A 26,787-nucleotide genomic window follows, 5' to 3' on the forward strand; every position below is an offset into this window, starting at 1 on the left:
CCATGCTCCTCGGGTTGTCACTGTCGGGCCGCGGCTAGGCAGTCCGTGCTTCCAGGCTTCCGGCAGGCGGGTCCAGCGGCCCCTGATCCAGCCGGAAGGGCGGGTACTTGTCGGTCAGCAGCGCCACGTAGCTGAAAGTCCGCAACGTCCAGCGGTTCATGCCCATGAGCAGGTTGAACATGCCCGTCCGGTAGACCCCTGTAAAGAGCAGGATGACGGCGGCGACCAGGACCAACACACCCACCAGTGAAATCCCTGATGCCGACGACGACGCCCAGGCGCCCCCGGACAGGGCGGACACAATCAGCAGCTGGGGCAGGGCAAAGAGCCACGACTTCACGAGCACCTTCCAGTGGGAAAGATGCTCAGGATAAGCCACATCAAATTCGGCCGGGTAGGCGGTGCGGGCCAGGGTGAACGGCGGGTACTTGTCGGTGCCCAGCACCCCGTACGCATAGAAGGAAACCCGCCAGTTCCAGCGCAATACACCGACCGCGAATTGAAACAACGGCGCCGGATAGCGTCCCGTGAACAAAATGGCCACCCCGGCGGCAAATGTCACCACGAGGAAAGCAACCCACAGAACCGCCAAAATGGCATAGTGCGGAATCGCAAGGATCCACTTGATGAGCCACTTCCACCGGGAGAGTCCCGGATCAATCTGCCCGTTCAACTGCGTGGGCATGAACGAAGAATCCTCCCCCTGGCCGGCTGCAAGCGGTGCGCCGGGTGTGATGGAACGGCCGAGCCCGGTGGCACCCAGAAGAATCAAGGCTGCGCCCACTGCCATGCCGGCCAGGGCCCAGGGAAGCGGCATCGACGTTCCCAGCGCACCCAGCGACGCGGCGCCCAGGACGACGCCGGCAATGAGTGCAAACAGCTGCGCCACTGGCATGCGGCCCGCGGGCGGGGACGCTTTTGCTGGAGTCTCAAACGGAATTGATGTTGACATGGTGCTCTTCTTTCGTGGCGCGGTGCATGGGTTGCTGCATGTATGAATGGCCCTGCGGGCCTGGTGTTGGGTTCCCTGTTGCGGGTGCCTTGCGGCCGGAATTGCTTTACTGTCGCGCGGACACGGTGATGACAACCTTTCCGCGCACCTTTCCTGCTACGAGGAAGCGCATGGCGTCAGCGGCCTGCGCCAGCGGGAACGTCCTGTCCACGCACGGCTTGACCTTGCCGGCGGCGATCAGTTCAGTGATCTGTTCAAGGTCGGCCGCTCGCTCGCTCGCAGCGAACATCCTCAGCCGCTGGGACACGAACGGCGAGAGGGCAACGGCGCCCAGCTGCCGGCCCATGCCGGTGATGTTGCCGCCGTGTTCCCCACCACCGACGACGGCGGTGCCGGTGGTGGTGAGTGCGCTGCGGAGCCGGGACAGCGACGGGTTTCCGGCAAAGTCCAAGATGAGGTCGTACTTGCGGCTGCCGTCCGCAAAGTCGTCGCGGGTGTGGTCAATGACCTGCCCGGCACCCAGCGACCGCACAAAATCCATTTTTGACGTGGTGCACACGCCTGTGACGTCCGCCCCAAACGCCACAGCCAGCTGGACAGCGTAGCTGCCCACCCCGCCGGAGGCCCCGGTGACCAAAACCTTGGCGCCGGGCTGGACCCGTCCAACGTCGCGCAGGGCCTGCAACGCCGTGACCGCCGAAACGGGGACGGCGGCAGCCTGTTCAAAGGACAGGCCCGCCGGCTTCAGGGCCAGCCTGCTTTCACGGGCCGCGGAGTACTCGGCGAACGACCCCTTGCCAAAGCCAAACACTTCCTGTCCCACCGTGAACCGGGTGACAGCACTGCCAACGGCTGCCACCGTCCCGGCAAGATCCAGGCCGGAGACCGGATTGCGCGGCCCGCGAAGCCCCAGGAACAACCGGGCCACATAGGGACGGCCGGCCATCAGGTGCCAGGTTCCCCTGTCCAGGCCTGCCGCGCGGACGCGCACCAGGACTTCGTTGTCCTTGACCGGAGGCCGGCTGATCCGGGTCAATTTCAGGACGCTTGCATCACCGTAGCGGTCCCGGACAATGGCGGACATCAGGTCCGTGCCCGCGGCGCCCGGATGGGTATTCCCGGCCCGGACTTTGAGGTTTCTCGTGCTTGCCATGGCTATTTTCCCTTGGTTGTTGGTGTTCCCGGAAAGCCCCAGCCTTACTTAGTAAGAAAGCGTATCGTACGGTGTACGAAAATGCGATAGTCTGGGGCCATGACAGCCGGAGAAATTGTTGGGGCAGCCCAGGACCGTGTCCCGTTGAGTCGCGAACGCGTGCTGCAGTGCGCCGTCGACCTCGCCGATGAGGCCGGGATTGGGGCGCTGACAATGCGGTCGCTCGCCGGGAACCTGGGGGTCAAGCCCATGTCCCTCTACTACTACGTGTCCAACAAGGGCGAGATTCTTGATGCCATCATCGACCTGGTGTTCAACGAGGTGGAGCTGCCCTCAACCAGGGGTGACTGGCAAATCGAGATGCACAGCCGGGCCGACGCCCTCCGCCAGGCCCTGCGCCGCCACCCTTGGGCCATCGGGTTGCTTGAGTCCCGGAGCACACCGGGGCCGGCAACCCTCCGCCATCATGATGCGACTCTCGGCGTTTTGCGGAACGCCGGGTTTTCCGTGGTACTGACGGCGCACGCCTACGCCCTGCTGGACAGCTACATCTACGGCTTTGCCCTTCAGGAGGCGGCGCTGCCCTTCACCGGTCCGGACACGGCAGCGGGGATCACCGAACCCATTGTGGAGCTGTTCTCCGCAGGCGACTACCCCCACCTTGTCGAGATTGCTGCCGAGCATGTGCTCAAGCCCGGCTATGATTTTGGCGACGAGTTCAACATTGGCCTGAACGTCATTCTGGAGGCACTGGCCCGGTGGCTTCCCAAGACCGGCAACAGCCAGGAAGCCGCCTTAAGCTCGGGGTGATGGCGGCGTCATTGGCGACGGCGGCGTCGTGGCGCTGTCGGCATCACGGCGCAAACAGGAAGCGGTGATCCCATGGCACCTCCGGTGCTTGCAAGCAAGCTGTACATCCCGACGCTGCGCCACGGCGTCGTGCCGCGGCCGCGGCTTGTCGAGCTCCTGGAACGTGCCACCGCGCCCAAATTAATCCTTTTGTCCGCCCCGGCAGGGTTCGGGAAAACGACGCTCCTCGCCGAGTGGCTCGCTGGGAGCCACGTCATGGCCGGCCGTCTTGCCTGGCTGTCGCTCGATCCTGCCGACAAGGATCCCCAGGTATTTTGGACCTCCGTGGTGACGGCCCTCCAAAAAGTCGTTCCGGGTGTCGGCCCGGCAGTGCTGGAACTCATCGCCGGACGTCCCCTGCAAATTAACCTCATGCTCAGTTCCGTATTGCATGAGCTCACCGAGGCAGCCGGCACGGCATGGCTGGTGCTGGACGACTACCACCTGGTGGACAGCCACGAAATAGGTGACGGGATGGCATTTTTGCTGGACCATCTTCCCCCGAACGTGCACGTCGTCATCAGCACCCGGGCCGATCCGCTGCTTCCGCTGCCGCGCTTGAGGGTGCGTGGCGAGCTGCTTGAGATCCGTGCTGCAGGGCTGCGTTTCACTCCGGAGGAGGCCGCTGCGTACCTCAACGGTGCGGCCGAATTGGCGCTCACCCCGGATCAGGTGGCGGCCCTGGAGCAGCGGACGGAGGGCTGGATCGCGGCACTCCAGCTCGCTGCGCTCTCCCTCAAGGACCGCGCGGACGTGACGGGGTTCATCGACGGGTTTGCCGGCAACCACAGGTACATTCTCGATTATCTGGTCCAGGAGGTGCTCGAGCAACAGCCCGCACAGCTTCGCAATTTTCTCATGCTCACCTCCGTCCTTGACCGGTTCACCGGCCCCCTCTGCGATGCCGTGACCGACGGCGCCGACTGTCAGCGCATGCTCGAGGCCCTGGACCGGGCCAACGTCTTCATGATTCCCTTGGACGACAGGCGCGAGTGGTACAGGTACCACCACCTGTTCGCGGACATGCTGCAGGCGCGGCTGCTCAGCGAGCAACCAGGGCAGATTCCGCTGCTGCACCAGCGTGCCAGCCGCTGGCATGAGTCACGTGGCCAGTTCCCGGAGGCGGTCAGGCATGCACTGGCCGCGCAGGATTTTGACCGCGCGGCGCATCTCATGGAGTTGGCTGCCACAGGGATCCGCCGCGAGCGGCAGGACCCGTTGATGCTTGCGTGGCTGAAGGAACTGCCCGACGGCGTCATCCGCAGCAGCCCGGTGCTGAGCACCTTTTTCGCATTCATGCTGATGACCTCCGGCGACCTGGACGGAGCTGAGCCCCGCCTGCGGGACGCCGAACGCGCCATGGCTGCAGTGCCGGCAGGCGCGGCTTCACCATGGGCAGACATCGAAGAGTTCCAGACGCTGCCGGCGACGATCGCCATCTACCGTGCCTCGCTGGCGCAGGCCCGCGGCGATGTGGCAGGCATCTTGAATCATGCCAACCGGGCCCTTGAGCTGTCCGGTCCCGGCGAGCATCTTTCGCGCGGCGCGGCGGCCGGATTCCTGGGGCTGGCTTCATGGGCCAAGGGGGACGTTTCAGCCGCGTTGCAGGAGTTTGCCAAGGCTGTTGCGAGCCTGCACGCAGCCGGCAACCGGGTCGACGAGCTCGGCGGCACAGTGGTGCTCGCCGACCTGTGGCTTGCGGCGGGACGTCCCCGCAAGGCACACCAACTCCTGCAGAGCGCCCTGAAACAGGCCCAGGCGCAAGGCGGGTCCGTGGCGCGGGCAACCGCCGAACTCCATGTGGGGCTGGCTGAGCTTGACTGCGAAGCCGGAGATTTCGGTGGCGCCCGGATCCACCTCGAGGCCGCCGATGTGTTGCTTCAGCGCGCGCCGATGACCGAGAGCCGCTTTCGGTGGTTTGCGGCGAGGGGGCTGCTGGCCCGGGCCGAGGAAGATATGGATGCGGCCATCAGCCTCTTGGATCAGGCGCTGGAGCTCTACCGGCCCGGATTCTACCCGGATGTGCGCCCCCTCCCGGCCATGAAGGCCCGGGTGTGGATCGCCCAGGGGAAGCTGGCGGAGGCCGCGGATTGGGCACGCGGGCGGGGCGTGTCAGTCACGGACGGCGCCGATTATCTGAGGGAGTTCGACCACCTCACCCTGGTGCGCCTGCTCATTGCGCACCAGAGGGCGGCGCAACAGCAAACACCGCAGGACCAGCAAACACCGCAACTGCAAAACACCGGCGCCGGACCGGCCAACGCCGCCGCTCCCCTGCTGGAACGGCTGCTCGAGGATGCCGAGACTTTTGGACGGGCCGGAAGCGTGCTGGAGATCCGAATGCTGCAAGCCTTGGCCCACCATGTGCAGGGCCACGGGGAACAGGCACTGGAGGTGCTGGGGCGGACTTTCGCCCAAACACCCGAACCGGATGAACATGTACTGCTGTTCCTCAATGAAGGGGCCCCCATGCTGGAGCTGCTGCGCGACGCCACGCACCACGGCGTCGCAGGCGACCACGCTGACCGCCTGCTTCGTCTGGCGGCTTCCGCGCCAGCGCAAGCCGCCGATGCGCGGCATGGCCCGCAGCCGCCGTCGTCCGCGGAACCATTGAGCGAACGGGAAGTCCAGGTGCTCAGGCTCCTGGGCGGTGAACTGAGCGGGCCGCAGATTGCCGGCGAATTGTTCATCTCGTACAACACGTTGCGCACCCACACCAAGCACATTTTCACCAAGCTCGGGGTCACCGACAGGCGCTCGGCAGTGCGGAAGGCACGCGAAAGCCGCCTGATCTAGGCGGCCCTCGGCCAGATCTCACCCAGGGGTCCACATCATTGGGTGATGCCGGCTCACCCCGCCGGTTCCTACATTTGAGTTATCCCGCGGCACCCCGCCGGGGAAACCCGGATTTCAGGAGTCGACATGTCCATCACCACCTCAAAGCTCACCCGCACTGCGGGCCTTTCCGCCGTTGCAGCAGGCGTGCTGTTCATTGGCATCCAGATCAACCACCCGCACCTGGATGCCACCTTCGCCACCACGGCCGAATACACGATCCGGCAGTCTGTGAAGATTTTGATGTCCGTGCTGTCGCTGGTCGGGATCACCGGCATGTACCTCCCCCACGTGAAGAAGATGGGCGTTCTTGGCATCCTCGGGTACGCGGTTTTCGGTGCCGGATTCCTGATCATGTTCAGCGTTGAGGTCATTGGGGCTGTCGTTATTCCAATGCTGGCAGGCGTCGCACCAGGCTACGTCAACGATGTTTTCGCCGTCGCAACAAGTGGACATGCGACAGGTGACATCGGACTGTTTCAGCAACTGAACATGGCGTCCGGGCTCACCTACATCGCAGGCGGAGCCCTCTTTGGTGCCGCGCTCTTCCGGGCAAACGTCCTCGCGCGCTGGGCGGCGGCGGTGCTTGCAATTGGCACGGCGGCCAGCATCGCCATCCCATTGCTCCCCATGGTCAACGAGAGGCTGTTTGCGCTGCCCACGGGTGTCGCCATGATCGCCCTCGGCTGGTCGTTGTGGCGCAGCCATCGAACAGCATCGACCTCCGCAACCCCTGTGGCCGGCGCATCGCTGGGCTTCGGCTCACGATGACCACGCACCAGCCGACGCGCAGTGGCGGGATGGGGCGGTGGGTGCCGTACGCGCTCGTCACCTTGGTGGTCATCCCGGCCGTGGCTGGCTCGCTGCGATTGGTGGAGCTTTCCGGCGGCGCCCAGCTGATGCCCGCGAATCCACGCCTTGCGGCCTCGCCGGCTCCCGTCGTCGTGCATATCATCAGCGCTGTTTCGTACGCTGTCCTTGGCGCATTCCACTTCTCCCCCGGATTGCGCCGCCGCCATCCGAAATGGCACAGGGTGGCGGGACGGCTCTTGGTGCTGCTGGGCTTGGCCGTTGCCTTCTCGGCCCTGTGGATGACAGTGTTTTACGCCCGCCAGCCCGGAACCGGAACACTGCTCTACATCTTCAGGCTCATGTTCGGTTCGGGCATGGCCATCGGCATCATCCTCGGGTTCAACGCCATCCGCCGCGGGGACGTGTCCCGCCACCTCGCCTGGATGACCCGCGCCTACGCCCTGGCCTTGGGCGCTGGCACCCAGGTGTTCACCCAGGCTCTGGGCAACGCGGTGTTCGGGCACGGTGAACTCACCACCTCACTCATGATGGGCGCAGGCTGGGCCATCAACCTCGGTGTCGCGGAGTACTTCATCCGGCGCAGCGGCAGGCCTGCACCGGTACCTGCCGTGATCGCAGGGCTCCCATGACCCGGCCCACGGGCCGCGCGGAGCCAGCCGAGTATTTGATTCGGGTGGCAGGGCACCTCGACGACAGCTGGTCGGCCTGGTTTGGCGGACTTGCGCTGACCCGCCAAAGCGGCAGGACAACCTGCCTCAGCGGACTTTTCCCGGACCAGGCTGCGCTTCACGGGCTCCTCGCAAGGGTCAGGGACCTCGGGCTGGTGTTGATCTCGGTGGAGCTGGGCAATCCGGCAGGGGAAGAGCCCACAGGCCCGTTGCCGAGGGCCAATGCCGGCTCCCCACCCACCACCGAGGGCACAGGCCGCGAACAGGCCCGCAACCCGCCCCGGGAATGAAAGGGTCCGACGGCATGGCTTCCGCCCAACGGCAGGCGGCGGGTCACGCCGTCGTTCCCACCATTGTGCCCCGCCCCTCCCCACGGCCCGCTCCGGCCGCGGGTGGGCGGCGGCCCGTTCGTGTGGCGCCGATGCCTGCAGCGATGACAAGGACGATCCCGGCCAGTGCGGCGGGGCGCGGGACTTGGCCGAGCACCGTCAGTCCGACGGTCAGGGCGATGGCCGGTTCCAGGCACATCAGGGTCCCGAACGCGGCCGTCGTCAGACGGCGCAGGGCCAGCAGTTCCAGGCTGAAGGGGATGACGGGCAGCAGCAGTGCCAGGGCGAATCCGATGAGCACGAGCTGCCAGTCGAGCTTGCCGATGATGGCGGGGCCGACAACGAAGGTGGCGGCGATGGCAGCCACCGGGAGCGATATCGCCAGGGCGCTGACGCCAGACACGGCGTCGCCGGCCCGCTGGGTGAGCAGGACGTAGACCGCCCAGCAGGCTGCGGCGCCGAGGGCAAAGAAGACGCCGGCCACGTCAGTTGCACCGTGCCATGGCTCGGTCAGTCCCAGCACGCCGGCCGCAGCGACAAGCGCCCACCACCGGGCGGCTCCCCTGCCTTGAATGACGGCGATTGACAGCGGGCCGAGGAATTCCAGGGCACTTGCCGTGCCGAGCGGAATTCTCTCCACAGCCAGCATGAAGCACAGCGTCATGCCCGCCGTGGCCACCCCGAGCAGCGCGCACATCCCCAGCGTGGCCCTGCTGAAGCTGATCTTCCAGGGACGGGCGATCACCACAATGATGACGGCGGCCCAGGCCAGCCGCAACCAGCCAACACCCTCGGCCCCCAGCCGGCCTGTCAGCCCAACAGACGCGGCGAGTCCGAGCTGGACGCAGCACATCGCGGCAAATGCCATGAGCGTGCCCGCACCTGCTGTGTGCTTCACAGGCCCGGGAGTCGTGGAGACGGAGTTCATGACTCCAGTAGACAGCGCCGGCTTCCTTCATGTCCACGTGACAATTCATTACATATTGTTCATAAATCATGCACAATGGATTCCGTGGACACCCGGAGGCTGCAATACCTGCATGAACTGTCCCGCACAGGCTCGATGCGGGCTGTTGCCGAGCTGGTGGGTGCAACGACATCAACCGTCTCCCAGCAGCTGGCCCTGCTCGCCAAGGAGACCGGGGCGCAGTTGTTGGAAGCGGACGGACGCGGCGTCCGGCTGACTCCTGCCGGGCGGCGGCTGGCCGGGCATGCCGGGACGATCCTCACCGCCGTCGAGGCCGCGCAGCTGGATCTGGATCCCGCCGCGGAACCGTCGGGCACCCTGCGCGTGGCCGGGTTCGCCAGTGCCATCCGCAAGACGTTGGTGCCTGTCATCGGCGAACTCGCACGGAACCATCCAAAGGTGCAGATCACGGTGCTTGAGCATGAGCCGGCGGATGCCTTGCACCTGCTGTCCGTCGACGCCGTCGACCTGGCACTGACCTACGACTACAACCTGGCGCCGTCCGGTGCCGCGCCCGGCATCGCGACGAGTCAGCTTTGGACAACTCCCTGGGGGCTCGGGGTGCCGGCCGCAGAGGCAGCACGGCTGACCCCCGAGGGAGGCGGCGCCGACTCAACCCAGGTCTTTGCTGCGTTCCGGAACCACGACTGGATTGGAAACTCCCGCAACAGCGCCGACGAGACAGTGCTGCGCACCATCGCCTCGATGGCCGGTTTCGAGCCCGCGCTGCGGCACCAGTCCGACAGCCTGGATTTGGTCGAGGACCTCATTCTGGCCGGTCTGGGCGTTGGGCTGCTCCCGCTGGAGCGGCGCGGCCGCTCGGGCGTCGCCGTTCTTCCCCTCCACGGTCCCGGCGTGCAGCTGCGTGCCCACGCCAGAACGAGGCAGGGCCGCAGCGACTGGCCCGCCCTGGCCCTGGTCCTCAACCTGCTCCGGGAAGCTGCACTGCCAGAGATCAGGGACCTCTAACGCAAAAAACGCTGGTTCCGCGCTGCTGCCTTACAGTCGGATGCAGGCCCAGTTCTGCCACTGCCGCGGCCGCATTCAGGGAGCTGCGAAAAACAGCCGCCACCTGCTCACTGCTCGTGCCGAATCCGTGCATCAACATGCCCTTCCGGGCGTCATTGGGCTCAACCATGAATCTGTCCTTTCGCTTGAAATCACGAGCCTGGCAATGGCGGAAGCTGCCACATCCCACCGGACGGCATGGCCGCCGTCGTTTCGGCACAGGTGAGGCCAGTCCCCAACCAGCTACGATTGAACAAGCCTATCGGCCGGGTGCCGGCCGCCCAGTTCACCACTTTCGCATGAGGACGCCACCATCACTCTTTCAGCCATGACTCCCGTTGACGTCATCATCATTGCAGCGATGGATTCCGAGATCACCCCGTTTCTGCAACGCGCCACGGCCCTTGGTGAGCCGTTGCAGCTTGGCACGGCAGTGCACCGGACTGGTCTCATCAACGGCCGCAAGGCGCTTTTTGTGCGCGGTGGCATCGGCCTGGTCAACGCGTCCGGGGCAGCCACTTCAGCGCTGCTGCTGACGGCCGGCGGCGCTGCACCCTTGGTGCTCAGCGTCGGCAGTGCAGGCGGTTTGGGCGGTGCCGTCCGTGTGGGCGACGTGGTGGTGGGCACGGATGCCATCAACGCCGACGCCGATGCACGCGCTCTTGGCTACAAGCGCGGCCAGGTTCCTGGCATGCCCGCTTCCTATCCTGTTCCGGACGCTCTGGCGGCCGCCAGCATCGACGGCATTCCCGCCCAGCGCAAGGCCCCGACGGTGCACCATGGACTTGTCGTTTCCACGTACGCATTTGTGGGGCAGGAACGTGCCGTCGTAATCAAGGAGCACTTTGCCGACGTGTTGGCGACTGACATGGAGTCCTCGGCCATCGCGCAGATCTGCCACGCCCACAAGGCACCTTTCCTGGCCATCCGGGGCATCTCGGATCTTTGCGGCCCGGCGTCCGAGGATGACTTCACAACCCATGTCGACGATGCCGCCGAACGCTCGGCGGAAATTGCCATGTCAGTGCTGGAGACGTGGTTTGCTGCCAGTGCGTCCCGGTTGCCGGCGGCGCCCGTCAGCTCCTGAACGGCCTAGTCCCTGGCCGAACTTCCCGGGTCTTCGACGTATGTTTCGCCCTCAGCATTCGTATAGATGTGCAGATTGGGAGCTTTTTGTTCCTGCCCGGCTGCCACGGCGCGTGCGGTGGGCGGATCGTCAATGGCGGAACGCTCCGCGTCGCCCAGCACCGCGCCCAGGCCCTGCGAGTCGTCGCTCGTCCCGCCAGCGGGGATCGCTTCGCCGTTTCCCCTGGCATTGGTGGCCTCGCCCGGTTCGCTTTGGTTTAAGCTCGCGTAAGTGTGTGCGCCGCGGTGTTGCCAGCTGACGTGCACCCGCACCGAACCGTCGTCTGCAGGGTTCACCTTCGTCACTATCTCTGCGGCTGGCGCACCCATCTCGGCCAGCTTTCGCTGGTACGAACCAGTAAGTTCGGCCAGGCTTTCCTCAGTCCACTCGCCGGGTTGCATGCGCGTGGAGATTTCCACCGGTTGGCCGTTATGTTGTGACATTGCAATCTCCCATCATTGTTGTCCATTGATTTTGGGTTGCCCGCGAGGCATTAACTGCTATGAATTCCTGAGAGCATCGATCAATTCTTGTTTCCGCTGGCCTGCATACCCGGTGAGCCCGATTTCCTTGGCTTTGCCCCGGAGCTGGTCCACGGTCCACTCCTCGTACGGCTCAGACTTGCCGCCTTTGCGGCCGACCGACGAACGGCCGTTTTTGGCCGCTGCGTTGGAAATCCGTGCGGCCTTCTGCTGCGAGGCGCCGTCTTCCCGCAGAGCCTCGTACATCTCAGGATCCTTTATGCTTGGGTTCTTTTTGTCTGGCATGTCCACACTCCCCATTCATCGTCGGCACCAGCAGGTGGCTGAATTGCTCCAGCTGCGTTACCCACGCTAGAGGCGCGACAGCGTGGACGCAAGGGCGTGTCGCAACGGCAAAAACGTCGTGCCCGCTCCGTGTTGTCACTTCAACGGTGACAACACGCAGCGGCGGTGCCGGACACCGACAGGGTCCAGCACAGAACCGGTCAGGCAGAGAGGGGACCTAACTGTCCCCCGGCGTGCGCCGATGCGCCGGTGCATGGGACTTGGAGGAATCCCCGGCCGCCGGATCCTGCGGCACGGCACCCTCCGGCGGCTGCTCCCCCGCTACGGGTTCCTGTATCGGCCGGTCATGGGCCTGTCGTGATTCCCTTCCCGACGGCGAGGTGTTCACGTCCGGATCCAGCCTGTCCGCTTCCTTCAGTTTCTCCTGTGAAGCTGTCGCATCACTGGCAGCCTGAGAGCGCTGTCGTTCGGCTTCAAGCTTCAATCGTTCGGCTTCCACCGCGGCCTGCTCAGCGTCGGCAGCTTGCCGGTCGGCTGCCACCTGACGCTCACGGGCATCGAGCGCGGCGCCCTTGCCCTCGTCGCGCAATTTAGCGGCCTGCCTGCGCTCTTGCTCTGTTCGTTCGACGGCCAATCGACGACGCTGCTTGGTGCCGACTGCCAGCAGTATTCCGACAATGACCAAAATGACGACGATCGCGACAATTACCCAAATCAACGTTGTGGTGTCCATGAAAATCCATCTCCCATCGTTGCGGTCAAGATAGCTAACACGCGCCGACACTGATCGAGCTGAATACTGAAAGTGCGGCTGTTCCCATCATGCACTGTCAGCAGGCAATTGCACAGGAGCTGATGCGCACCGGGGGCAAGTGGCACGATGTCGATTATGCGCAGCCTCATGTTTTGTTCATTGATCATGGGACTGCCGCTGGGTGCGGTGAATGGATGGGCAGCATTGTCATCTGCACGGTTGGACATTCCACGCATCCAATAGATGAATTCATTGGACTATTGAAAACGCACGGGGTGAAGAAATTGGCGGACGTTCGGACGATCCCTAAATCCACGCACAATCCCCAGTTCATGGAGGAGGCACTGGCTGGCAGTTTGCGAGCAGCGGGCCTTACTTGCCGCAGAGCTGAATCCCTTGTGGAACGGGGAAGCCACAGCGACCTCGTGATCATGTGCGCGGAAGCTGTACCGTGGCGCTGCCACCGTTCCATGATTGGCGGCGCCTTGGTCGTGCGGGGGGTTACGGTGTTGGATATCATGACCGAAAAGAACGCAACTGCCCATATCATGCGGTCGTTCGCCCGCGTTGACCATACGAACATCACCTATCCGCCCGAACCTGGCGACCAAGACACGAGCCAGAGATAAGCGCCCTCTGGCCTGCCAGCTTTGGGCTCCCTAACCGTAGATGCGCCGGGCGATTCGTGGGTAGAGGTAGAGTCCAAAGATAAGCCCGACCGCGAAGACCAAGGCAACAACCACGGCACCGAAGTGTCCCACGACTACGTAGAAAATCAACGTAGTCGTACCGGTAATCAACAGCCCGACCAGCACCAGGACAGCCTTTATTATCCAATGCCCTGCCACGACCACTTTATCTTTTTGACGCAGCCTGAATAATTGGCGGTGCAAGGACACCGGCAAGAGCATCAGGCAGGTTGTCCCGGCTGCCAGGACAACCAGGACCAAATAGAGGGTGAGAGCGGTGGCGTCCAGGTCGGCAAAACGGCTTTGGAAGGGCAACGTCAACAGGAAGCCCGCAATAATTTGAACACCGGTTTGCATGACGCGCAGTTCCTGCAAGACGTCATCCCAGTTCCGGTCTTGCTGTTCATTGGGTGTCTCATTGCGACCGGATGAGGCGCTCCCATTTTCCTGCCCATCGGCTTTATGGGATTCCATGCCTTCCACCTTCAGCTGAAGTTTGCCAAATGGGCCGCCTCCGGCCGCGGGAATTGCGGCAAAATGAAGCAGCGATCATCATCTCATCTACCTTGCCAATGACTCCTTGGCCCCACACTAATTGACCGCACGCGCGTTGAATAGTATTTGAAAAACAGGGCCCCACCAGCCAGTGAAACGGGATCACAGCCGTTTGTCTTCCCAGAGATACCTCCAGTGGGCGAATGCACCCGAACATGCGACAAAAATTTTGTGAGAGTTTCCCATATGCAGCACGCACCCCAGGTCGCAGGCACGTGAGGCCGATCCCGCCGGCGGGTGGACCGACTGCCGCCTCGCAGCCAGGTGGGAACAGCGGCAGGAGGTGGCCGGCGGCACCGCCCGATCGCCGTCGTCCCGACACGCACAGCGGGCCAAACACGGCCCCGGACATCAGCCATCTTGTGGCAGGGACGAACGCGAGGATCCATTCGGTGCCGGTCGATTCCGACGAAGTTGCTCATTCCACATGAGATCACAGGCGCCATGACAGCATTGAAACGACACACTGATGACAAACAATGACCAGCACACCGTCCAAACCCCGCCAGTCGATACCCCAGCATCAGCCAGCCCAAACAAGACCAGGCCGAACCTGGCTTGGCCCGCGGTCTGGACCACCGGAGCGGACTCCGGCATCGGTGCAGCCGTGCCATCGCTTTCGCCCGGGAAGGCGCCGGCGTCGCCCTGTCCTATCTGCCGGCCGAAGAACCAGATGCACAAAAAATGCGGCGTTGATCCGTGACGCGGGACAAAAAGCTGCCGCACTGCCCGGAGGCCAATCGGCCCAATTTTCATTTCATCAACGGCGCGGACATTTCCTGCCTCAAGGATTAATGGCCTAGTGTCGGAAAATGGATACTTTCGACGACTCCACCGCACAGCTCTCCACCAACGGCAATGCACGCCCTGGATTTGTCCAGGTTCGTGGAGCCCGCGAGAACAACCTTAAGAATGTTGCTGTTGATGTTCCCCGCGACGCCATTGTCGCTTTCACCGGGATCTCCGGCAGCGGAAAATCTTCGTTGGCGTTCGGCACGATCTTCGCTGAAGCGCAGCGCAGGTATTTTGAGTCGGTGGCGCCCTATGCGCGCCGGCTCATCCAGCAGAGCAACAATCCGCTCGTGGAATCAATCTCCGGCCTGCCCCCGGCAGTGGCCATGCAACAGCGACGCGGGACGCCGAGCTCGCGCTCTTCGGTGGGCACCGTGACGACGCTGTCGAACTCGCTGCGCATGCTCTTTTCCCGTGCGGGTGAATACCCCAAGGGTGCGGAAATCCTGTATTCCGATTCCTTCTCCCCCAACACTGTTGCCGGTGCCTGCCCCGTGTGCCACGGCTTGGGCACAGCCCACACTGTCACCGAACAACTGCTCGTTCCTGATCCGAGCCTCACCATCCGGGAAGGTGCCGTCGCGGCGTGGCCGGGAGCCTGGCAAGGCAAAAACCTCCGGGACATCCTCAGCCACCTGGGCTACGACGTCGACGTTCCCTGGCACCAGCTTCCGCAGCACGAACGAGACTGGATCCTGTTTACCGAGGAACAACCGGTCGTGGAAGTGACGCCACAAAGGGATAGGGTCGCAAAACCCTACAAAGGCAAGTATTGGAGCGCACGCAGCCACGTGCTGCACACCCTGGCCGACTCCAAAAGTGCCCCCATGCGGGAACGCGCACTGGCTTTCATGCATTCCGGCCCATGCCCTGACTGCGGCGGCAGCGGGCTGAAACCCGAAGCGATGGCCGTGACAATTGAGGGCCACACTATCTCCGCCATCAACGATTTGCCGCTGGCGCGTCTTGCTGAGGTGCTGCAAAGCCTGCACGGGATCAGGACTGAGATCCCTGGCAGCAGGGAAGCAGTTGCGGCAGCCATATCCGAAGACCTGCTCCATCGAATCACCGTGCTGCTGGACTTGGGGCTCGGCTACTTGAGCCTTGGCCGCAGCACCCCCACCCTTTCTCCCGGTGAGATGCAGCGGCTGCGGATCGCCACACAACTGCGATCAGGACTTTTCGGCGTCATCTACGTTTTGGACGAACCGTCGGCAGGACTTCATCCTGCCGACGCCGAACCGCTTCTGGAGGTGTTGGACCAGCTGAAGAGCTCCGGCAACACCGTCTTTATTGTCGAACACAACATGGACATGGTGCGCCGGGCGGACTGGCTGGTCGACGTCGGACCGCTGGCCGGCGAAAACGGCGGCAGGGTGCTGTACAGCGGACCGGTACCGGGGCTGGCAAAGATTCCGGAGTCCGTGACCCGCCCGTTCCTGCTGGAAAATGCCACACCGTCGTCGCCCCTGGCGTTCGACACTGCGGGCAACGTCGATCCCGCCGGCAATGGCGTGGCGCGCGGGGGCACCCCTGCAGCGACCAACGAGGCCTCCTCCGAGGAACCCTCGGGAACCCGGCGGACAGCACTTGACTGGCTGCGGATCGACGACATCACCATGAACAACCTGCAAAATGTGACTGTTCAAGTGCCGCGGGGAGTCCTGACAGCTGTCACGGGCGTCTCCGGGTCAGGCAAGTCCACGGTGCTGGAAACACTGCACGGCGCAGCCGGTGGACAGGCTTCCACGTCTGGGAACTCCGGGTTCGAGGCCGTGGACCGGGTGGTTCAGGTAGACCAGCGCCCCATCGGCCGGACACCGCGGTCCAACCTTGCCACGTACACGGGCTTGTTCGACGCCGTCCGCCGTGAATTCGCTGCAACCGCGGACGCCCGGGCACGCGGATTCACTGCCGGGCGGTTCTCCTTCAATGTTGCCGGCGGCCGCTGTGAAACGTGCCTTGGCGAGGGTGCGGTGGCTGTCGAGCTCTTGTTCCTGCCCGGAAGTTACGGCCCCTGCCCGGTGTGCCACGGCGCCCGTTTCAATGAAGACACGCTAGCCGTGAAGTATCAAGGAAGGAACATCGCCGAAGTACTGGGGCTGACGGTGGATGCAGCAGCGGGGCTGCTGGCAGACATTCCGGCCGCGGCCCGAAGTTTGGCCACCCTGCGTGAGGTGGGTCTTGGCTATCTCCGTCTTGGCCAGCCCGCGACGGAACTGTCAGGAGGGGAGGCACAACGCATCAAGTTGTCCACCGAACTACAGCGGCCCCGCCGTGGGCACAGCCTCTACCTGCTCGATGAACCCACCACCGGCCTGCATCCATCCGACGTGCAATTGCTGTTGCACCAGCTCAACCGCCTGGTGAATTCCGGAAATACCGTGGTGGTCGTGGAACACGACATGGACGTTGTTGCTGCCGCCGACTGGGTCATCGATCTGGGTCCCTCCGGCGGGGCCGACGGCGGCCGCATCATGGCCAGCGGCACACCGGAAGACGTGGCTGCGGCAAACACCGGGCGCACCGCCGCATACCTTGCCCAGGCGCTGGGGCGCCGCTGACAGCTTGGGGACGTTCCCAGTGTCAGGTCCCTTGGGGCGACATCAAGGCTGTGGACGCACCACGACCCGCTCATTAGCATGGATATTGCAGGCGCAGCACCCAGAATTCGGAGCTGCATGTCGCCCCGAGGCATATGCTTCCAGAAGCATCCGGTAAGTGAGCAAACATCAACGAGAGGCAGCAAAGATGAACAGTCGTCAGCCCGCCGAACCCCAGCCCCTGGTTCCGGAACTGTTTCCGGCAACACCCCAGCCGGATCCGCCGGACGAACCCACCGGGCCACTCCCGGCAGTCCCCGAACCGGGTGCCCCGTCGACACCGCCTGATCCGTTCCTCCCTACCGCTCCCCCAGTCATCTAGGCAGGAAAGGCGAGGCCTTACGCAGTGACCGCGCCTTCGTCCGGAACAGGCCGGGCTGCTGGCAAGGACGGTTAGTCAATTCCACACAACCGGACTGCATGCTCGAATTTCCTCGCCGCCGGGAACGCCAAGAGAATCCGAAGACGTACAGGGAGCGAATTCATGGATCAGCTTTCGAATGTCCACTCAGCGGGTTTGCCAGGAGAAGCCATGAGTGCTTTGAACAACCGGGCGGCAGGCGACTCGACGCTGGACAACGTCCTGTCCCACGAACACACCAAGGCCGGGCGTGTGGGCCGCAGGGTAGTGTTGGTCCTGCTTGGCCTGTTCATTGTCTTGGCGCTCCTGCAATTCTTCGACTCGGACGCCTCACGCACGGTCTCCGCTTCCGGAGACGGATATGACGTCTCCGTCAACTATCCACCTGCTGGCCGGGCCGGTTTGGCAAGCAGCCTGTCCATCCACGTTGAGGGTGGACAGCCCATCACTGCCCCCGTCACCATTGCCTTGTCCGAGTCCTACTTGGACGGATTCTCCGTGCAGGACGTGTCACCCGAAGCCGAGACTGAAGGTTCCGCCGGCGGCTTCGTCGAGCTGAACTACGGCCCGCCGAACAAACAGGAGTTTACGGTGCATCTCAGAGGGGCCTGGGAGACTGGCAATGCCGTCTCCGCTTCGGGCAGTGTCGTCGTTTCAGTGGGCGGACGCGTGGTGGCCACGGTTCCCTTGGACAGCTGGCTGGTGCTCTGATGGACATCGTGCTGCGCTCGGCCGTGGTCTTCATCATCCTTTGGCTGATCACCCGCGCGGTGGGAAGGTCCACGTTGGGTGAATTGAGTTCTTTTGAGTTGATTCTTTTCATCACCATGGGGGATCTGGTCCAGCAGGGCGTCACACAGGATGACCATTCAGTGGCAGGGTCCGTCATGGCGGTGGGCACGATGGCACTACTGACCGTGGGGCTGTCGTATGCAAACATGCGTTGGCCCAAAATGCGCAAGCTTGTCCAAGGATCCCCCGTCGTCATCCTGCACGGAGGCGTGCCGGACCTCAAGGCGATGCGCAAGGAGCGCATGGGCTTGGACGACCTCATGGTCGCCGCCCGGGGCCAGGGCTTCCGCAACTTTTCCGACGTTGACCTGGCAGTGCTGGAGCCCAACGGCAAAGTGTCCTTCTTTGCCAAAGATCAGCAGCCGGCCAGCGGAGCACCCGAGGAACCCGAAGCCGGCTAAATTCCGTCCAGCGCCGTCCTAACGTCGACACCCCACTGACTCAACCACGTCAATCCAGCAACCACAGGAGCCGCAACATGAAGTCGACACTGTTGTACCAGGAACACGGACTTCGAAGCTTTTTGCTTGTCCTTGACAAGGGCGAAGAGGCCCACGGCACCATCACTGCCTTTGCTGTGGAGCAGCACATCACGGCGGCAACACTGAGCGCCATAGGGGCAGCCAGCAGCGCCACCCTGGGATACTTTGACCCGGAGGCCGGAGATTACCTCTCCACTGTATTTGCCGAACAGATGGAGCTCGCGTCCTGCCTCGGCGACATTGCCGACGACGGCGGACACCCGGCCGTGCATGCCCATGCGGTATTCGGCAGGCGCGATTCAACAGCCGTCGCCGGGCATCTGCAGAGGCTACTTGTTTTCCCCACCATGGAGGTTGTGCTGACGGAATCCCCGGCACACCTACGCAAGCGGCTCGACCCGGCCACGGGGCTGGCACTGATCGATCCGGGCAGCTCCAGTGATGGGTAAATGCGCACTGGATCCAGTCGGAGCCGGGTTTGCTGGGCATCAGCCCACCTGCACCGCCGCAGGGTTGCATGCAAGTTCCAGTGGGGTTATTTAGGGCCGGCCGTTGCCTAGCGACACGGATGACACCGCGTGCGACTGCGCCGAGCTGGTGGAAGCAGCTCGCGCACCCGAAACGAATGAAAATGGACGCAATCACCCGCCCCACCAGCGACGCAGGACCCACCTACCACTGTTGTCGGACGCGTGGCACCAGGACATGCCTTGCCCCGCCGGTCAATACCGTGCCTGCGGGGCAAAAGTTGGGCCTGCGCAGCCTTGCGGCAGCGGCTTTGCGGATATGCGATTACAAGCTGCCGGGCCGGTGCAAAATTGTCAGCCGGAGAAACCCGTCAGGCGGAAGAAGTCGCGGGACCGTTAGGGGTGGCGCCCCCTTCATCTGCCCAGTCCTGCCCCAATTCGTCATTGAGTGCAGGATCCGATTCGATGTCCTGCCCGCCCGGTGCGGTGGCAGTTTCCGTACCCACCGTTTCAGTCGTTTCAGGCTGCTTGTCAGCGGAATCCTTGTGAGACATTTACTTCACCCCTTACATCTTGTTCGTGTTTATGTTTGTGGCCGGCTCACATGGTTCAAAGCCCCGGCTCCGCCAGGTGTCGCTCAGGCTGCGGCCCTGGAACGTCCAGTGATGGCACCGTAGATGCCGGCGACCACCCGCCCGCCCACGATGGCTCCAACGGCGGACCCACGGTTCCTCATTGCGGCAACGTGATTTGGCAATGCTGGAGGAGACCCGCAATCGTTTCCGCCCGCTGGCGTTTGGCCGGCAGTCTACTTCTTGGCCTTCGCGGCAGCGGTCTTTTCGGTGGCCGCACCCTCGTGGCGCAGTGTCCCTGCGTTGTCCTCCAAGTGGGCGCGCATGAACCACTGGAACAGCTCCAGTTTGGCTGTTTGGCCTATCAGCATGTCTTCAGTGATGGGGTCAAGCTCGCCCGTTGCTGCGATCGCCTCGCGGTGGCTTGAGACAACGCCGTCGTAAACGATGTCCAGTGCAGCCAGGTGCTCCGTCGTGGAGGCGCGGCCGACGCCGTAGTCATCCCAGGCACGTTCGCGGACCAAAGCACCGGGCAACCCGTTTGGCGATACACCCAACGTTGCGATCCGCTCGGCCGTCTCGTCAATCATGGCCCGGACAAGCTCAATTTGAGGGTCCAACATTTCATGGACACCAATGAAATCACGGCCGACCACGTTCCAGTGTGCATGCTTCAAGGTGAGCTGAAGGTCATTCAATGCATACAGCCTGCTTTGCAGGGTCGCGGCCACTTGATGTCCAGCCTTGAGTGTGAGGCCGGGAACAGTGAATTTGTTTGCGGAAGTTTTCTTGGAAACCATTAGAACTCCTCTTCAATCAACCGGTCGATCTTCAGCGACCGTCGTAAATCCCACCGTAACGACTCCAACTGCGGAATTCTAGTCCGGAGTCGAACTGGATCGACTGCGGCCTGCAAAGCTGCACTCCCCCATACCCATGGTGTCTGGCCCGCTGCCCCGGGCCGGTACCGCGTCAATCCGTGTTTTCTTCGCCGTCCTGCGACAACAGCCGCCGACGGAGGAGCGCGAGGATCCGCTGCACATCCAGGGCCACGGCGGCACCCGGTGTCAGCGAGGAAGCCTCGGATTCGCTGCCGCCGGCGACCGCCATGGTGAAGTCGGCCAAGCTGTTGGCGGCGGAGTCGAAAATGTCGCCGTCCACCGTTTCCTCGTCCCATGCACGCACCACGTCTGCTGTCGCGTGCAGGCACTGGCTCAACGGTTCGCACAATTCGGGCCTTAGCCGCAATTCCAGCGGTCCTTCCCAGATGGCGGCAGCAAGCACGTCGGAAAGGTTGCGAACATGGAAGGTGATGCTTTCCAGAACGGCCAAGTCATCAAAACTTTCGGAGACAAGGCTGTGCTGCGACCTCAGGTAGGCTCGCGGGTTGGCCTGGTGGCTCTCCCGTGCCTCATGGACGGCTCCCCGGATGTCGCCAACTGCGGCCTCCAGCAGGTGCTGGCGGCCGGCCCATTCCTCGTGCTCCGGCGGCCACTGCTCAACGAGCGCCTGGGCCACGTCCTCGAGCTGGTTGATGAGGGCATTGCGTCCACGCGAAATCCGCAAGCGGGCGGCGTCCAGCTTCAGCGGAGGAAAAATCGTGACATTGACAGCCAATCCCACCAGCACACCCAGCCCCATCTGAATTCCGTATCCCAGGGAAAACGTCTCCGCGTCCTGCCCGCCGATGATCAGGACTAGCAGCGTGGCAACCGGCACGTACTCACGGCCGGCTCCCAGGCGGGGCAGTCCGGCCAGCAACACGCCCAATCCCACAGCCAGGGAGATGGTGACGATGTTGGGGTTTTCCAACAGCAGCACACCCGTCGCCAACATGACCCCCAGCAGCAGGCCGGCGAGTGTTTGCAACCCTGTCCGCACCGATCCCATGAAGGTGGGATACATGGTGACCAACGCCCCCAGAGGTGCGTAGTAGGGATAGTCGTCCGCCACCCCGGGCATGTAGGGGGCCAAAAACCATGAGAGGCCCACCGCCAAGGCAGCCTTGACAGCGAGCAGCACCCGCTGGCCACTCACGGTGGACTTCGTCCACGTTTTCACGTTTTGCATTGATTCCCTCCTTGCACCAAACTCCGCTGCCCCGACAAGCGACCCAAACTGGTTCCTGTGCCCGGACACCCGGCATTCCGCGGCAGCCGCTTGGGTGCTTCCGCTTGCACCCGAAGGGTCTGCTCTTCCACGCAAGGCACACCAAGAATGAACTCGCTGCAAAATGTCACGGCAACCCCTGCTGTTTGGGGCCACCGGGTTGGGCATCTCCAACGATGAACGTGATGGTTCATCCCGTCAAGGGGACGCCGTCGTCAAACTCTCCAGGCCGATCACCAGCTGACCAGTCTCCAACAGGCCGGGGAACTGGGGTGCACTGCCCCGTCGCTGCAGAAGGTTCCCGGGGATCAGCCATACCGGCTGCCGCCGGCTCGACGTCGCACGCACAGTAACGGCGCACGCACAGTCAGCGCGACGCCGCGGGGCCGTTCCATGGTTGTGCCCTGTCAATGTCGTCTTCCGTCCAGCCCCCGCCCTCGCCCTCGCCCAGCACGTTGGCTGCAAGTGGCAACTGGTGCGAGGCACTCTCCACAATATGCATGAGATATCCGGCGGTGTTGGGGAACGCGACAAGGTCTCCAGCGGCCACTCCCGCCGGAAACTCGAAGCGGCGGCGCAGCAGCAGTTCCTCCTCGATGCAGTAGGCACCCACAAGGAATGCGCTGCCGGGGACTCTTTCCAGGCGGGGATTCGCCGTGTGGACGAGCACTGGATCAACCAGGAAGTCAGCCGACGTCGAGCGGCATTGGGTTCGATTCATGTGCAATCCCAGCAGCGGCACCCCGTCGCTGCGGTTCTTGTTGAAGGCAACCTCGGCCAGTGTGAGCCCGCATCCATCGAGCAGTGACCTTCCCGGTTCGCAGCGCAACTGAATCTGCGCGGCGCCCAATGCGGCGGCTACGGACGTCGATCCGGAGTCCGGCACAGTCGCAAGTATCTGATCGAGCCATTGTCCGCGAACAAGTTCTTGATGGTAAGGGTAGACCCCGGCAACCGGCGCGCCTCCGGCGGCGCCGAGCCTGTCGGATTTCCAGGTCAGCGACTCATCGCCCGCCGGCAGCATTTCCAATGTGGACCAGAAATCCGCCCACTCGGAGGCGTCGTCCAGATACGACATGGGTATGCCTCCACCCATGTCCACAAATGTTGGCTCATGGCCCATGGCCCTCAGCTCCGTGATGACGCCGAGGGCTTCGGTGATCCCGATCGCGCGTGCGCATGGGTCGTAGCCGTTGAGGTGAAAGTGAATGCCGGCCACCTGCATGCGTGCTCCCGGTGCAATATCCGACAGTGTCCTCAGCCAATTCGCGGCAGTGAGTCCAAATCGGGTGGGCGGGACCGCTGGATGGATCACTGCCAGCCGCAGCGCCACACTGAGGCGTTGATCCCCGACCAAGTCCATTGCGTCACGCAACTCGTCTTCGTTGTCCAGGCTGATGGTCACACCGGACGAGATGGCCAGCTCCAGCAGCGCCCTGGACTTCACCGCAGCGGTGACAATGATCCGGTCCGGGGGAACCCCACGGTCGAGGCACTGGCGCAGCTCGTTGAGGCTTGCGACGTCAACGCCGCAGTCCTCACTGACCGCGCGATCGACGGCTCCCATGGTCTTGTTTGCCTTGCGCGCAAAATAGATTTGGAAATCGATGCCGTGGGCAGCAGCCACAGTGCGCAACTCGCTGACATTGCGCCCCATGGCGGTGAAGTCATGAATGTTCACCGGCGAACCGTGGGTGTCGATCAGTTCCTGGCAGAGGGAGGGGTTGTTGAGCAGTTCCTCCATCCAAGGTTCGAGGCGGGCGGTCAGCCGGGCGGTGCCGTACATTTTCTCGCGCATTATTGCTCCGTTGTGTGGGGTTGGTCAGTTATCCGGCCGGCGACCCGCCGAGCCCACAAACCATGCTCCCCGTGCAGGGAACGGTTGAGGGTGTCGTGGCCCAATGTGGGATCTTCGGTCGGGCGGCCCACAGCCGCCAACGACTCGGTCCTGGATCCGTCGCGGGCAATGCAGGTGCCATCCGGCTCGGTGTACAGGCCTCGTTCTCCGGGTCGGATCGAGAGGTGTCCGGCCTGCAACAGCCTGGCAATCAATTCACTGCTGGGACGACTGCCCGGGGTCACGCCACCAAGCACACCGGGGGCTGGAGTCACGGCATCAACCAAGACCGCTTCCCGAGACGGTTCCTCCCCCGGCTTCGCGAGGTGAAGAATTCCGGTGTCGAACAACGCCACCAACTTGCGGGCAGTGAGCTCCGGGGGGCCGAAGGCAAAGCGCTCGAGGTTGCGGGCGACCCTGGTAAATTGGCGCCACGCCCTGATGTTCCGCGGCAGCCGGTCCATTGCGGGAACCAGCTCCGCATAGAGCCCGGACCACACCCGGGCCCAAAGCCACCCGGTGGTGGCGGGTGCCACGAGGCGGTTCACCGCAAGGCTGTGCCGCAGGAGTGCAGCGGCCCCGGCCGTCGGCGCCGTCGTCCCTGTCAGATGGGCGGCACCGGGCCCGGCCTCCACGGAGAGCCCTGTCAATGCGGTGCGCCACAGTGACAGCGCACTCACTGTTGCACCCATGAGACCGGCACACTCCTGGGCGCAGTCGAGCAGGACCGCCCACATCCCGCGCAGCGGCACGTCGCCGTCGTGCATCCCCGACCGGGCCTGACTACCCCACTGGCGCAGCCGCTCCCGATGCAGGTCCAGGCAGGCGGCAACGGCCACCGGAACTGTTTCGCTCTTGGGATCCATGAGCGAGCCGCTGCGGGATGACAACGTGATCCGCCGTGGTTCACGTCCGCTGGCGACATAGCGCAGTTCCGCCCCGTCCACGCAATGGCCAGCACTGCAGTGGCCAACGCCACCGTCGTCGGCGTTCCTGTGGTCATCCGGCCCCTGCCAGGACCCGCCCCGGCCTTCAGTGAGAAGCAGTGCCACATCGTAGGCCGTCAAGGCAGCACCACGAATCCAGATGGCGGAATCGGGTGAAATGCCTGCCTTGGTCACAGTGGAGTAGTCCCCGATGAGTGGGTGCATGTTCAGCGCTCCGTGCAGTGGTTCCAGCGGAGATGCGTCGGCGAGTCCGTGCCCGGTGGCGAGCAAAATCTCGTCGTACTGGGCAGTCCCGAATGAGCCGCTGACATGCCATCGCGGGCCTTGTTGTTCGACGCCGGTGACCACGAAGGGCGCATGGGTCACGGTGAAGTTCCCGTGCCGGGTCAAAAGCTGGAATTGCTCGCGCAGGTAGCGGCCCACCAGGGCGCGCGGAGGATACTTTTCCGTGGAGAATTCCGGGGCCGCGCGGGTCACCCACTTTGCGAAGTTCTCCACATTGAGCGACGAGGAAGCATCCACGATGCCGGCGTTGACGTTCAAGCGCAGGAGCTCGGGTTGTTCGTCCCGCCACACGCTGCCGGAGCCCGGCGTCATCGGGTCGTAAACGTCAACGGTGATGTGTGCTGACAGCGTGGAGGTGAGGCACTCGTGGAGCGCTTGCAGGGCGAAAAGTCCTTTGGGTCCCCCACCAATCAGGGCGACTCGGATCATTGCTCGGCGAGCTCGGCGGGTTTGGCGTTGGTGTCCTGCTCCGGCTCCCAGTGAAAGGTGGCCCGAACCCACTCGTCGTTGTAGACGCTCTGAAGGTACGGAACACCGGTGTCATGAACCATGAACCCGATGCGTGTCCCACCCTTGAGGCTGGGCAGCAGCTTTTCCATCGCTACAACAATGGCCCCTGTGGAGGCACCAGCCAGGATGCCCTCGCGCCGGGCCAGCCGCCTGCAGCCGCGCACCATGTCTACTTCTTCGATCTGGAAGACCATGTCAGGTTCTGCAGCTGCGGCCAAGTCTGGCAGCACGCCGGCACCGAGGCCCGGAAGCCGGCGCGTACCGGCCACCCCGCCGAAGAGAACTGAGCCAACGGCGTCCACGGCGACAAGTTGGGTGTCCAAACCGTGCGCCTGAATGTACTGCTGGCAGCCAAGAAGCGTACCGGTGGTGCTGGTCGCGACGAAGAGGTAATCCAGGTTCCCGCCTGATCCGGCGATGATTTCGGGCATGGTGGTCTCAAAGTGTGCGCGCGGGTTGGCCGGCGACCCGTACTGATTGGTGGTGACGGATCCGGGGTGGGCCGCCAGCAGCTCCAGCACGCGGCGGCGGCGCGCGGCGAGCTTGTTGCCATCGGCGGGAGTCTCGACAAGATACACCACGGCCCCGTAGGCCTTCATGAGCTCCAAGGCGAGAGGATTGGCATTTTCATCGACGACTGCCATGAACTTGACCCCCCGCACCACACACTGCCGCGCCAAGGCAATGCCTAGATTTCCGGAGGTTGATTCGATGATCGTGCCACCGGCCTGGAGCCGTCCTGAACCGTGCAGTTCCTCAATCAAGCCGTTGGCCGTGCGCTCCTTGGTGCTGCCTGCCAACTGGAGCAGGTCAAGCTTCGCGTAAATGTCGATGTCGTAGGAGTCAAAGAGACGGCTGACTTTCACCGTCGGTGTCACAAAGGGTTTCAGGGTTCCCAAACTGTTCAATTCCGTTTCTCCCATTCCTTCCGTGGCGCACCATCACACCTTGAGGTTTCCGTTGCTGCCCTATCCGGACCGCCCTTGAGTTTTCAACGCCAAGCTGCTTATTCCGCCGTTCTCTTGGCGCTCCGTCAGCCTGTTCCGTCAGTCTAAACGCACGTGACAGCCAACGCGAGATCCCTGCGGGCGCGTCACTACGGGCGGGTGTCACGGCGTTGGTGCTTCTCGTCGCCAGTGTGGATTCCCAACAGGCAACCCTTGGTGCCCATTACGATTCACGAGGGCTGGAAGGTGCAGCGCAGCCACACGACGCTGTCGCCCAGGTCTGACACGCTGGCGAACTGGAGGGTGACGGGGCTGACCGAACTACATGGTTCGCAGGCGGTAACGAATCGAGGTGCGTTCGGGTCGCCGTTGGCGATCGGCCGGCACCATGTTGACCTCGTCCATCACGCCGTTTTGCCGGAAGGACCAATTGATGTTTACGGCCCTTGGCCGTCCGCTTAGTAGGCCCGCAGGTCCATTCCGCCAATGTTGCCGCCAATCGAGGTGTGCGAGTGAATCATGGCATACGAGCGGTTCACTTATCGCGCTTCTCGGCTGAGGTGACGGATGCGATGTGGATGCTCGTGGCATCCGGAAGTCCGCGCAGCGCGCCCAGCT

At 63.6% G+C, this 26,787-nt stretch carries 25 protein-coding genes; 12 read left to right on the forward strand and 13 right to left on the reverse strand.

Translation table 11 applies throughout. The features are described 5' to 3' along the window. Positions 1–34 precede the first annotated feature (34 nt). Together AC1L6K_RS14075 and AC1L6K_RS14080 are read right to left on the reverse strand one after the other, a co-directional pair. Positions 35–952: a DUF4389 domain-containing protein gene (locus AC1L6K_RS14075; protein WP_480949488.1), complete on the reverse strand. Its 918-nt coding sequence runs from the start codon at positions 950–952 to the stop codon at positions 35–37. Between the two features lie 106 nt (positions 953–1,058). Then, positions 1,059–2,105, reverse strand: a complete 1,047-nt coding sequence (locus tag AC1L6K_RS14080) for an NAD(P)-dependent alcohol dehydrogenase (RefSeq protein WP_480949489.1) — start codon at positions 2,103–2,105, stop codon at positions 1,059–1,061. Between the two features lie 99 nt (positions 2,106–2,204). Here AC1L6K_RS14080 and AC1L6K_RS14085 point away from each other — a divergent pair, with 99 nt between their 5' ends. From AC1L6K_RS14085 to AC1L6K_RS14105, 5 genes are all read left to right on the forward strand, one after another. Continuing rightward, a complete protein-coding gene (locus AC1L6K_RS14085; protein WP_480949490.1) occupies positions 2,205–2,915 on the forward strand; it encodes a TetR/AcrR family transcriptional regulator in 711 nt (236 codons plus the stop codon). Positions 2,916–2,987: 72 nt separating this feature from the next. Next, entirely contained in the window at positions 2,988–5,750 is a 2,763-nt protein-coding gene (locus AC1L6K_RS14090; protein WP_480949491.1) for a winged helix-turn-helix domain-containing protein, read from the forward strand. Between the two features lie 126 nt (positions 5,751–5,876). Beyond that, complete coding sequence (locus AC1L6K_RS14095; RefSeq protein WP_480949492.1) at positions 5,877–6,560, forward strand: hypothetical protein; 684 nt, start codon at positions 5,877–5,879, stop codon at positions 6,558–6,560. Next, entirely contained in the window at positions 6,557–7,231 is a 675-nt protein-coding gene (locus AC1L6K_RS14100) for a DUF2306 domain-containing protein (protein WP_480949493.1), read from the forward strand. Before AC1L6K_RS14095 ends, AC1L6K_RS14100 begins: the two co-directional genes overlap by 4 nt. After that, positions 7,228–7,560: a hypothetical protein gene (locus AC1L6K_RS14105; protein ID WP_480949494.1), complete on the forward strand. Its 333-nt coding sequence runs from the start codon at positions 7,228–7,230 to the stop codon at positions 7,558–7,560. Before AC1L6K_RS14100 ends, AC1L6K_RS14105 begins: the two co-directional genes overlap by 4 nt. 43 nt (positions 7,561–7,603) lie before the next feature. On the opposite strand, the gene AC1L6K_RS14110 is transcribed toward AC1L6K_RS14105, so the two are convergent. Continuing rightward, positions 7,604–8,527, reverse strand: coding sequence for an EamA family transporter (locus AC1L6K_RS14110; RefSeq protein ID WP_480949495.1), 924 nt, complete (start codon positions 8,525–8,527; stop codon positions 7,604–7,606). Between the two features lie 84 nt (positions 8,528–8,611). Between AC1L6K_RS14110 and AC1L6K_RS14115 the strand changes: the two genes are divergently transcribed. Further along, a complete protein-coding gene (locus tag AC1L6K_RS14115; RefSeq protein ID WP_480949496.1) occupies positions 8,612–9,535 on the forward strand; it encodes a LysR family transcriptional regulator in 924 nt (307 codons plus the stop codon). 367 nt (positions 9,536–9,902) lie between these two features. Beyond that, positions 9,903–10,661 carry a 5'-methylthioadenosine/S-adenosylhomocysteine nucleosidase gene (mtnN, locus tag AC1L6K_RS14120; protein WP_480949497.1) on the forward strand — a complete coding sequence of 253 codons (759 nt, stop codon included), beginning with the start codon at positions 9,903–9,905 and terminating at the stop codon, positions 10,659–10,661. A gap of 5 nt (positions 10,662–10,666) precedes the next feature. On the opposite strand, the gene AC1L6K_RS14125 is transcribed toward mtnN, so the two are convergent. The 3 genes from AC1L6K_RS14125 to AC1L6K_RS14135 all read right to left on the reverse strand — a co-directional run bounded on the left by AC1L6K_RS14125 (position 10,667) and on the right by AC1L6K_RS14135 (position 12,200). Next, a complete protein-coding gene (locus tag AC1L6K_RS14125; protein WP_480949498.1) occupies positions 10,667–11,143 on the reverse strand; it encodes a hypothetical protein in 477 nt (158 codons plus the stop codon). 57 nt (positions 11,144–11,200) lie between these two features. Next, positions 11,201–11,467, reverse strand: a complete 267-nt coding sequence (locus AC1L6K_RS14130) for a DUF7218 family protein (protein WP_480949499.1) — start codon at positions 11,465–11,467, stop codon at positions 11,201–11,203. A 217-nt stretch (positions 11,468–11,684) separates the two neighbouring features. Beyond that, entirely contained in the window at positions 11,685–12,200 is a 516-nt protein-coding gene (locus tag AC1L6K_RS14135; RefSeq protein WP_480949500.1) for a hypothetical protein, read from the reverse strand. Positions 12,201–12,322: 122 nt separating this feature from the next. On the opposite strand from AC1L6K_RS14135, the gene AC1L6K_RS14140 reads away from it, so the two are divergent. Next, on the forward strand, positions 12,323–12,850 hold the full coding sequence (locus AC1L6K_RS14140) for a DUF488 domain-containing protein (RefSeq protein ID WP_480949501.1): 528 nt from the start codon (positions 12,323–12,325) through the stop codon (positions 12,848–12,850). 30 nt (positions 12,851–12,880) lie between these two features. On the opposite strand, the gene AC1L6K_RS14145 is transcribed toward AC1L6K_RS14140, so the two are convergent. Next, positions 12,881–13,384, reverse strand: coding sequence for a DUF6328 family protein (locus AC1L6K_RS14145; RefSeq protein WP_480952775.1), 504 nt, complete (start codon positions 13,382–13,384; stop codon positions 12,881–12,883). Positions 13,385–14,277: 893 nt separating this feature from the next. Between AC1L6K_RS14145 and AC1L6K_RS14150 the strand changes: the two genes are divergently transcribed. From AC1L6K_RS14150 to AC1L6K_RS14165, 4 genes are all read left to right on the forward strand, one after another. Continuing rightward, complete coding sequence (locus tag AC1L6K_RS14150; RefSeq protein ID WP_480949502.1) at positions 14,278–16,821, forward strand: excinuclease ABC subunit UvrA; 2,544 nt, start codon at positions 14,278–14,280, stop codon at positions 16,819–16,821. A 571-nt stretch (positions 16,822–17,392) separates the two neighbouring features. After that, positions 17,393–17,932: a hypothetical protein gene (locus AC1L6K_RS14155; RefSeq protein WP_480949503.1), complete on the forward strand. Its 540-nt coding sequence runs from the start codon at positions 17,393–17,395 to the stop codon at positions 17,930–17,932. After that, on the forward strand, positions 17,932–18,414 hold the full coding sequence (locus AC1L6K_RS14160; protein ID WP_480949504.1) for a DUF421 domain-containing protein: 483 nt from the start codon (positions 17,932–17,934) through the stop codon (positions 18,412–18,414). Before AC1L6K_RS14155 ends, AC1L6K_RS14160 begins: the two co-directional genes overlap by 1 nt. Before the next feature lie 77 nt (positions 18,415–18,491). Next, positions 18,492–18,944, forward strand: a complete 453-nt coding sequence (locus tag AC1L6K_RS14165) for a PPC domain-containing DNA-binding protein (protein ID WP_480949505.1) — start codon at positions 18,492–18,494, stop codon at positions 18,942–18,944. Between the two features lie 389 nt (positions 18,945–19,333). Here AC1L6K_RS14165 and AC1L6K_RS14170 read toward each other — a convergent pair whose 3' ends face one another. From AC1L6K_RS14170 to AC1L6K_RS14195, 6 genes are all read right to left on the reverse strand, one after another. Then, positions 19,334–19,516 carry a hypothetical protein gene (locus tag AC1L6K_RS14170; protein ID WP_480949506.1) on the reverse strand — a complete coding sequence of 61 codons (183 nt, stop codon included), beginning with the start codon at positions 19,514–19,516 and terminating at the stop codon, positions 19,334–19,336. A gap of 254 nt (positions 19,517–19,770) precedes the next feature. Then, a complete protein-coding gene (locus AC1L6K_RS14175; RefSeq protein ID WP_480949507.1) occupies positions 19,771–20,334 on the reverse strand; it encodes a Dps family protein in 564 nt (187 codons plus the stop codon). 172 nt (positions 20,335–20,506) lie between these two features. Continuing rightward, positions 20,507–21,604 carry an FUSC family protein gene (locus AC1L6K_RS14180; protein WP_480949508.1) on the reverse strand — a complete coding sequence of 366 codons (1,098 nt, stop codon included), beginning with the start codon at positions 21,602–21,604 and terminating at the stop codon, positions 20,507–20,509. Positions 21,605–22,010: 406 nt separating this feature from the next. Further along, on the reverse strand, positions 22,011–23,441 hold the full coding sequence (locus AC1L6K_RS14185; protein ID WP_480949509.1) for a Y4yA family PLP-dependent enzyme: 1,431 nt from the start codon (positions 23,439–23,441) through the stop codon (positions 22,011–22,013). Continuing rightward, the gene (locus tag AC1L6K_RS14190; RefSeq protein WP_480949510.1) at positions 23,441–25,141 is read right to left on the reverse strand and encodes an FAD/NAD(P)-binding protein; all 1,701 of its coding nucleotides are present in this window, start codon (positions 25,139–25,141) and stop codon (positions 23,441–23,443) included. The genes AC1L6K_RS14185 and AC1L6K_RS14190 overlap by 1 nt, the downstream gene beginning before the upstream one ends. After that, positions 25,138–26,130 carry a pyridoxal-phosphate dependent enzyme gene (locus tag AC1L6K_RS14195; RefSeq protein ID WP_480949511.1) on the reverse strand — a complete coding sequence of 331 codons (993 nt, stop codon included), beginning with the start codon at positions 26,128–26,130 and terminating at the stop codon, positions 25,138–25,140. The genes AC1L6K_RS14190 and AC1L6K_RS14195 overlap by 4 nt, the downstream gene beginning before the upstream one ends. Positions 26,131–26,787 lie beyond the last annotated feature (657 nt).

It is taken from the genome of Specibacter sp. BI4, from assembly GCF_056680095.1.

Excerpts from the sequence above, each read along its gene's own strand:
- AC1L6K_RS14075 (WP_480949488.1), bottom strand. The coding sequence starts at position 952 with ATGTCAACATCAATTCCGTTTGAGACTCCAGCAAAAGCGTCCCCGCCC.
- AC1L6K_RS14080 (WP_480949489.1), bottom strand. The coding sequence starts at position 2,105 with ATGGCAAGCACGAGAAACCTCAAAGTCCGGGCCGGGAATACCCATCCG.
- AC1L6K_RS14085 (WP_480949490.1), top strand. The coding sequence starts at position 2,205 with ATGACAGCCGGAGAAATTGTTGGGGCAGCCCAGGACCGTGTCCCGTTG.
- AC1L6K_RS14090 (WP_480949491.1), top strand. The coding sequence starts at position 2,988 with ATGGCACCTCCGGTGCTTGCAAGCAAGCTGTACATCCCGACGCTGCGC.
- AC1L6K_RS14095 (WP_480949492.1), top strand. The coding sequence starts at position 5,877 with ATGTCCATCACCACCTCAAAGCTCACCCGCACTGCGGGCCTTTCCGCC.
- AC1L6K_RS14100 (WP_480949493.1), top strand. The coding sequence starts at position 6,557 with ATGACCACGCACCAGCCGACGCGCAGTGGCGGGATGGGGCGGTGGGTG.
- AC1L6K_RS14105 (WP_480949494.1), top strand. The coding sequence starts at position 7,228 with ATGACCCGGCCCACGGGCCGCGCGGAGCCAGCCGAGTATTTGATTCGG.
- AC1L6K_RS14110 (WP_480949495.1), bottom strand. The coding sequence starts at position 8,527 with ATGAACTCCGTCTCCACGACTCCCGGGCCTGTGAAGCACACAGCAGGT.
- mtnN (WP_480949497.1), top strand. The coding sequence starts at position 9,903 with ATGACTCCCGTTGACGTCATCATCATTGCAGCGATGGATTCCGAGATC.
- AC1L6K_RS14125 (WP_480949498.1), bottom strand. The coding sequence starts at position 11,143 with ATGTCACAACATAACGGCCAACCGGTGGAAATCTCCACGCGCATGCAA.
- AC1L6K_RS14130 (WP_480949499.1), bottom strand. The coding sequence starts at position 11,467 with ATGCCAGACAAAAAGAACCCAAGCATAAAGGATCCTGAGATGTACGAG.
- AC1L6K_RS14135 (WP_480949500.1), bottom strand. The coding sequence starts at position 12,200 with ATGGACACCACAACGTTGATTTGGGTAATTGTCGCGATCGTCGTCATT.
- AC1L6K_RS14140 (WP_480949501.1), top strand. The coding sequence starts at position 12,323 with ATGCGCACCGGGGGCAAGTGGCACGATGTCGATTATGCGCAGCCTCAT.
- AC1L6K_RS14145 (WP_480952775.1), bottom strand. The coding sequence starts at position 13,384 with ATGGAATCCCATAAAGCCGATGGGCAGGAAAATGGGAGCGCCTCATCC.
- AC1L6K_RS14150 (WP_480949502.1), top strand. The coding sequence starts at position 14,278 with ATGGATACTTTCGACGACTCCACCGCACAGCTCTCCACCAACGGCAAT.
- AC1L6K_RS14155 (WP_480949503.1), top strand. The coding sequence starts at position 17,393 with ATGAGTGCTTTGAACAACCGGGCGGCAGGCGACTCGACGCTGGACAAC.
- AC1L6K_RS14160 (WP_480949504.1), top strand. The coding sequence starts at position 17,932 with ATGGACATCGTGCTGCGCTCGGCCGTGGTCTTCATCATCCTTTGGCTG.
- AC1L6K_RS14165 (WP_480949505.1), top strand. The coding sequence starts at position 18,492 with ATGAAGTCGACACTGTTGTACCAGGAACACGGACTTCGAAGCTTTTTG.
- AC1L6K_RS14170 (WP_480949506.1), bottom strand. The coding sequence starts at position 19,516 with ATGTCTCACAAGGATTCCGCTGACAAGCAGCCTGAAACGACTGAAACG.
- AC1L6K_RS14175 (WP_480949507.1), bottom strand. The coding sequence starts at position 20,334 with ATGGTTTCCAAGAAAACTTCCGCAAACAAATTCACTGTTCCCGGCCTC.
- AC1L6K_RS14180 (WP_480949508.1), bottom strand. The coding sequence starts at position 21,604 with ATGCAAAACGTGAAAACGTGGACGAAGTCCACCGTGAGTGGCCAGCGG.
- AC1L6K_RS14185 (WP_480949509.1), bottom strand. The coding sequence starts at position 23,441 with ATGCGCGAGAAAATGTACGGCACCGCCCGGCTGACCGCCCGCCTCGAA.
- AC1L6K_RS14190 (WP_480949510.1), bottom strand. The coding sequence starts at position 25,141 with ATGATCCGAGTCGCCCTGATTGGTGGGGGACCCAAAGGACTTTTCGCC.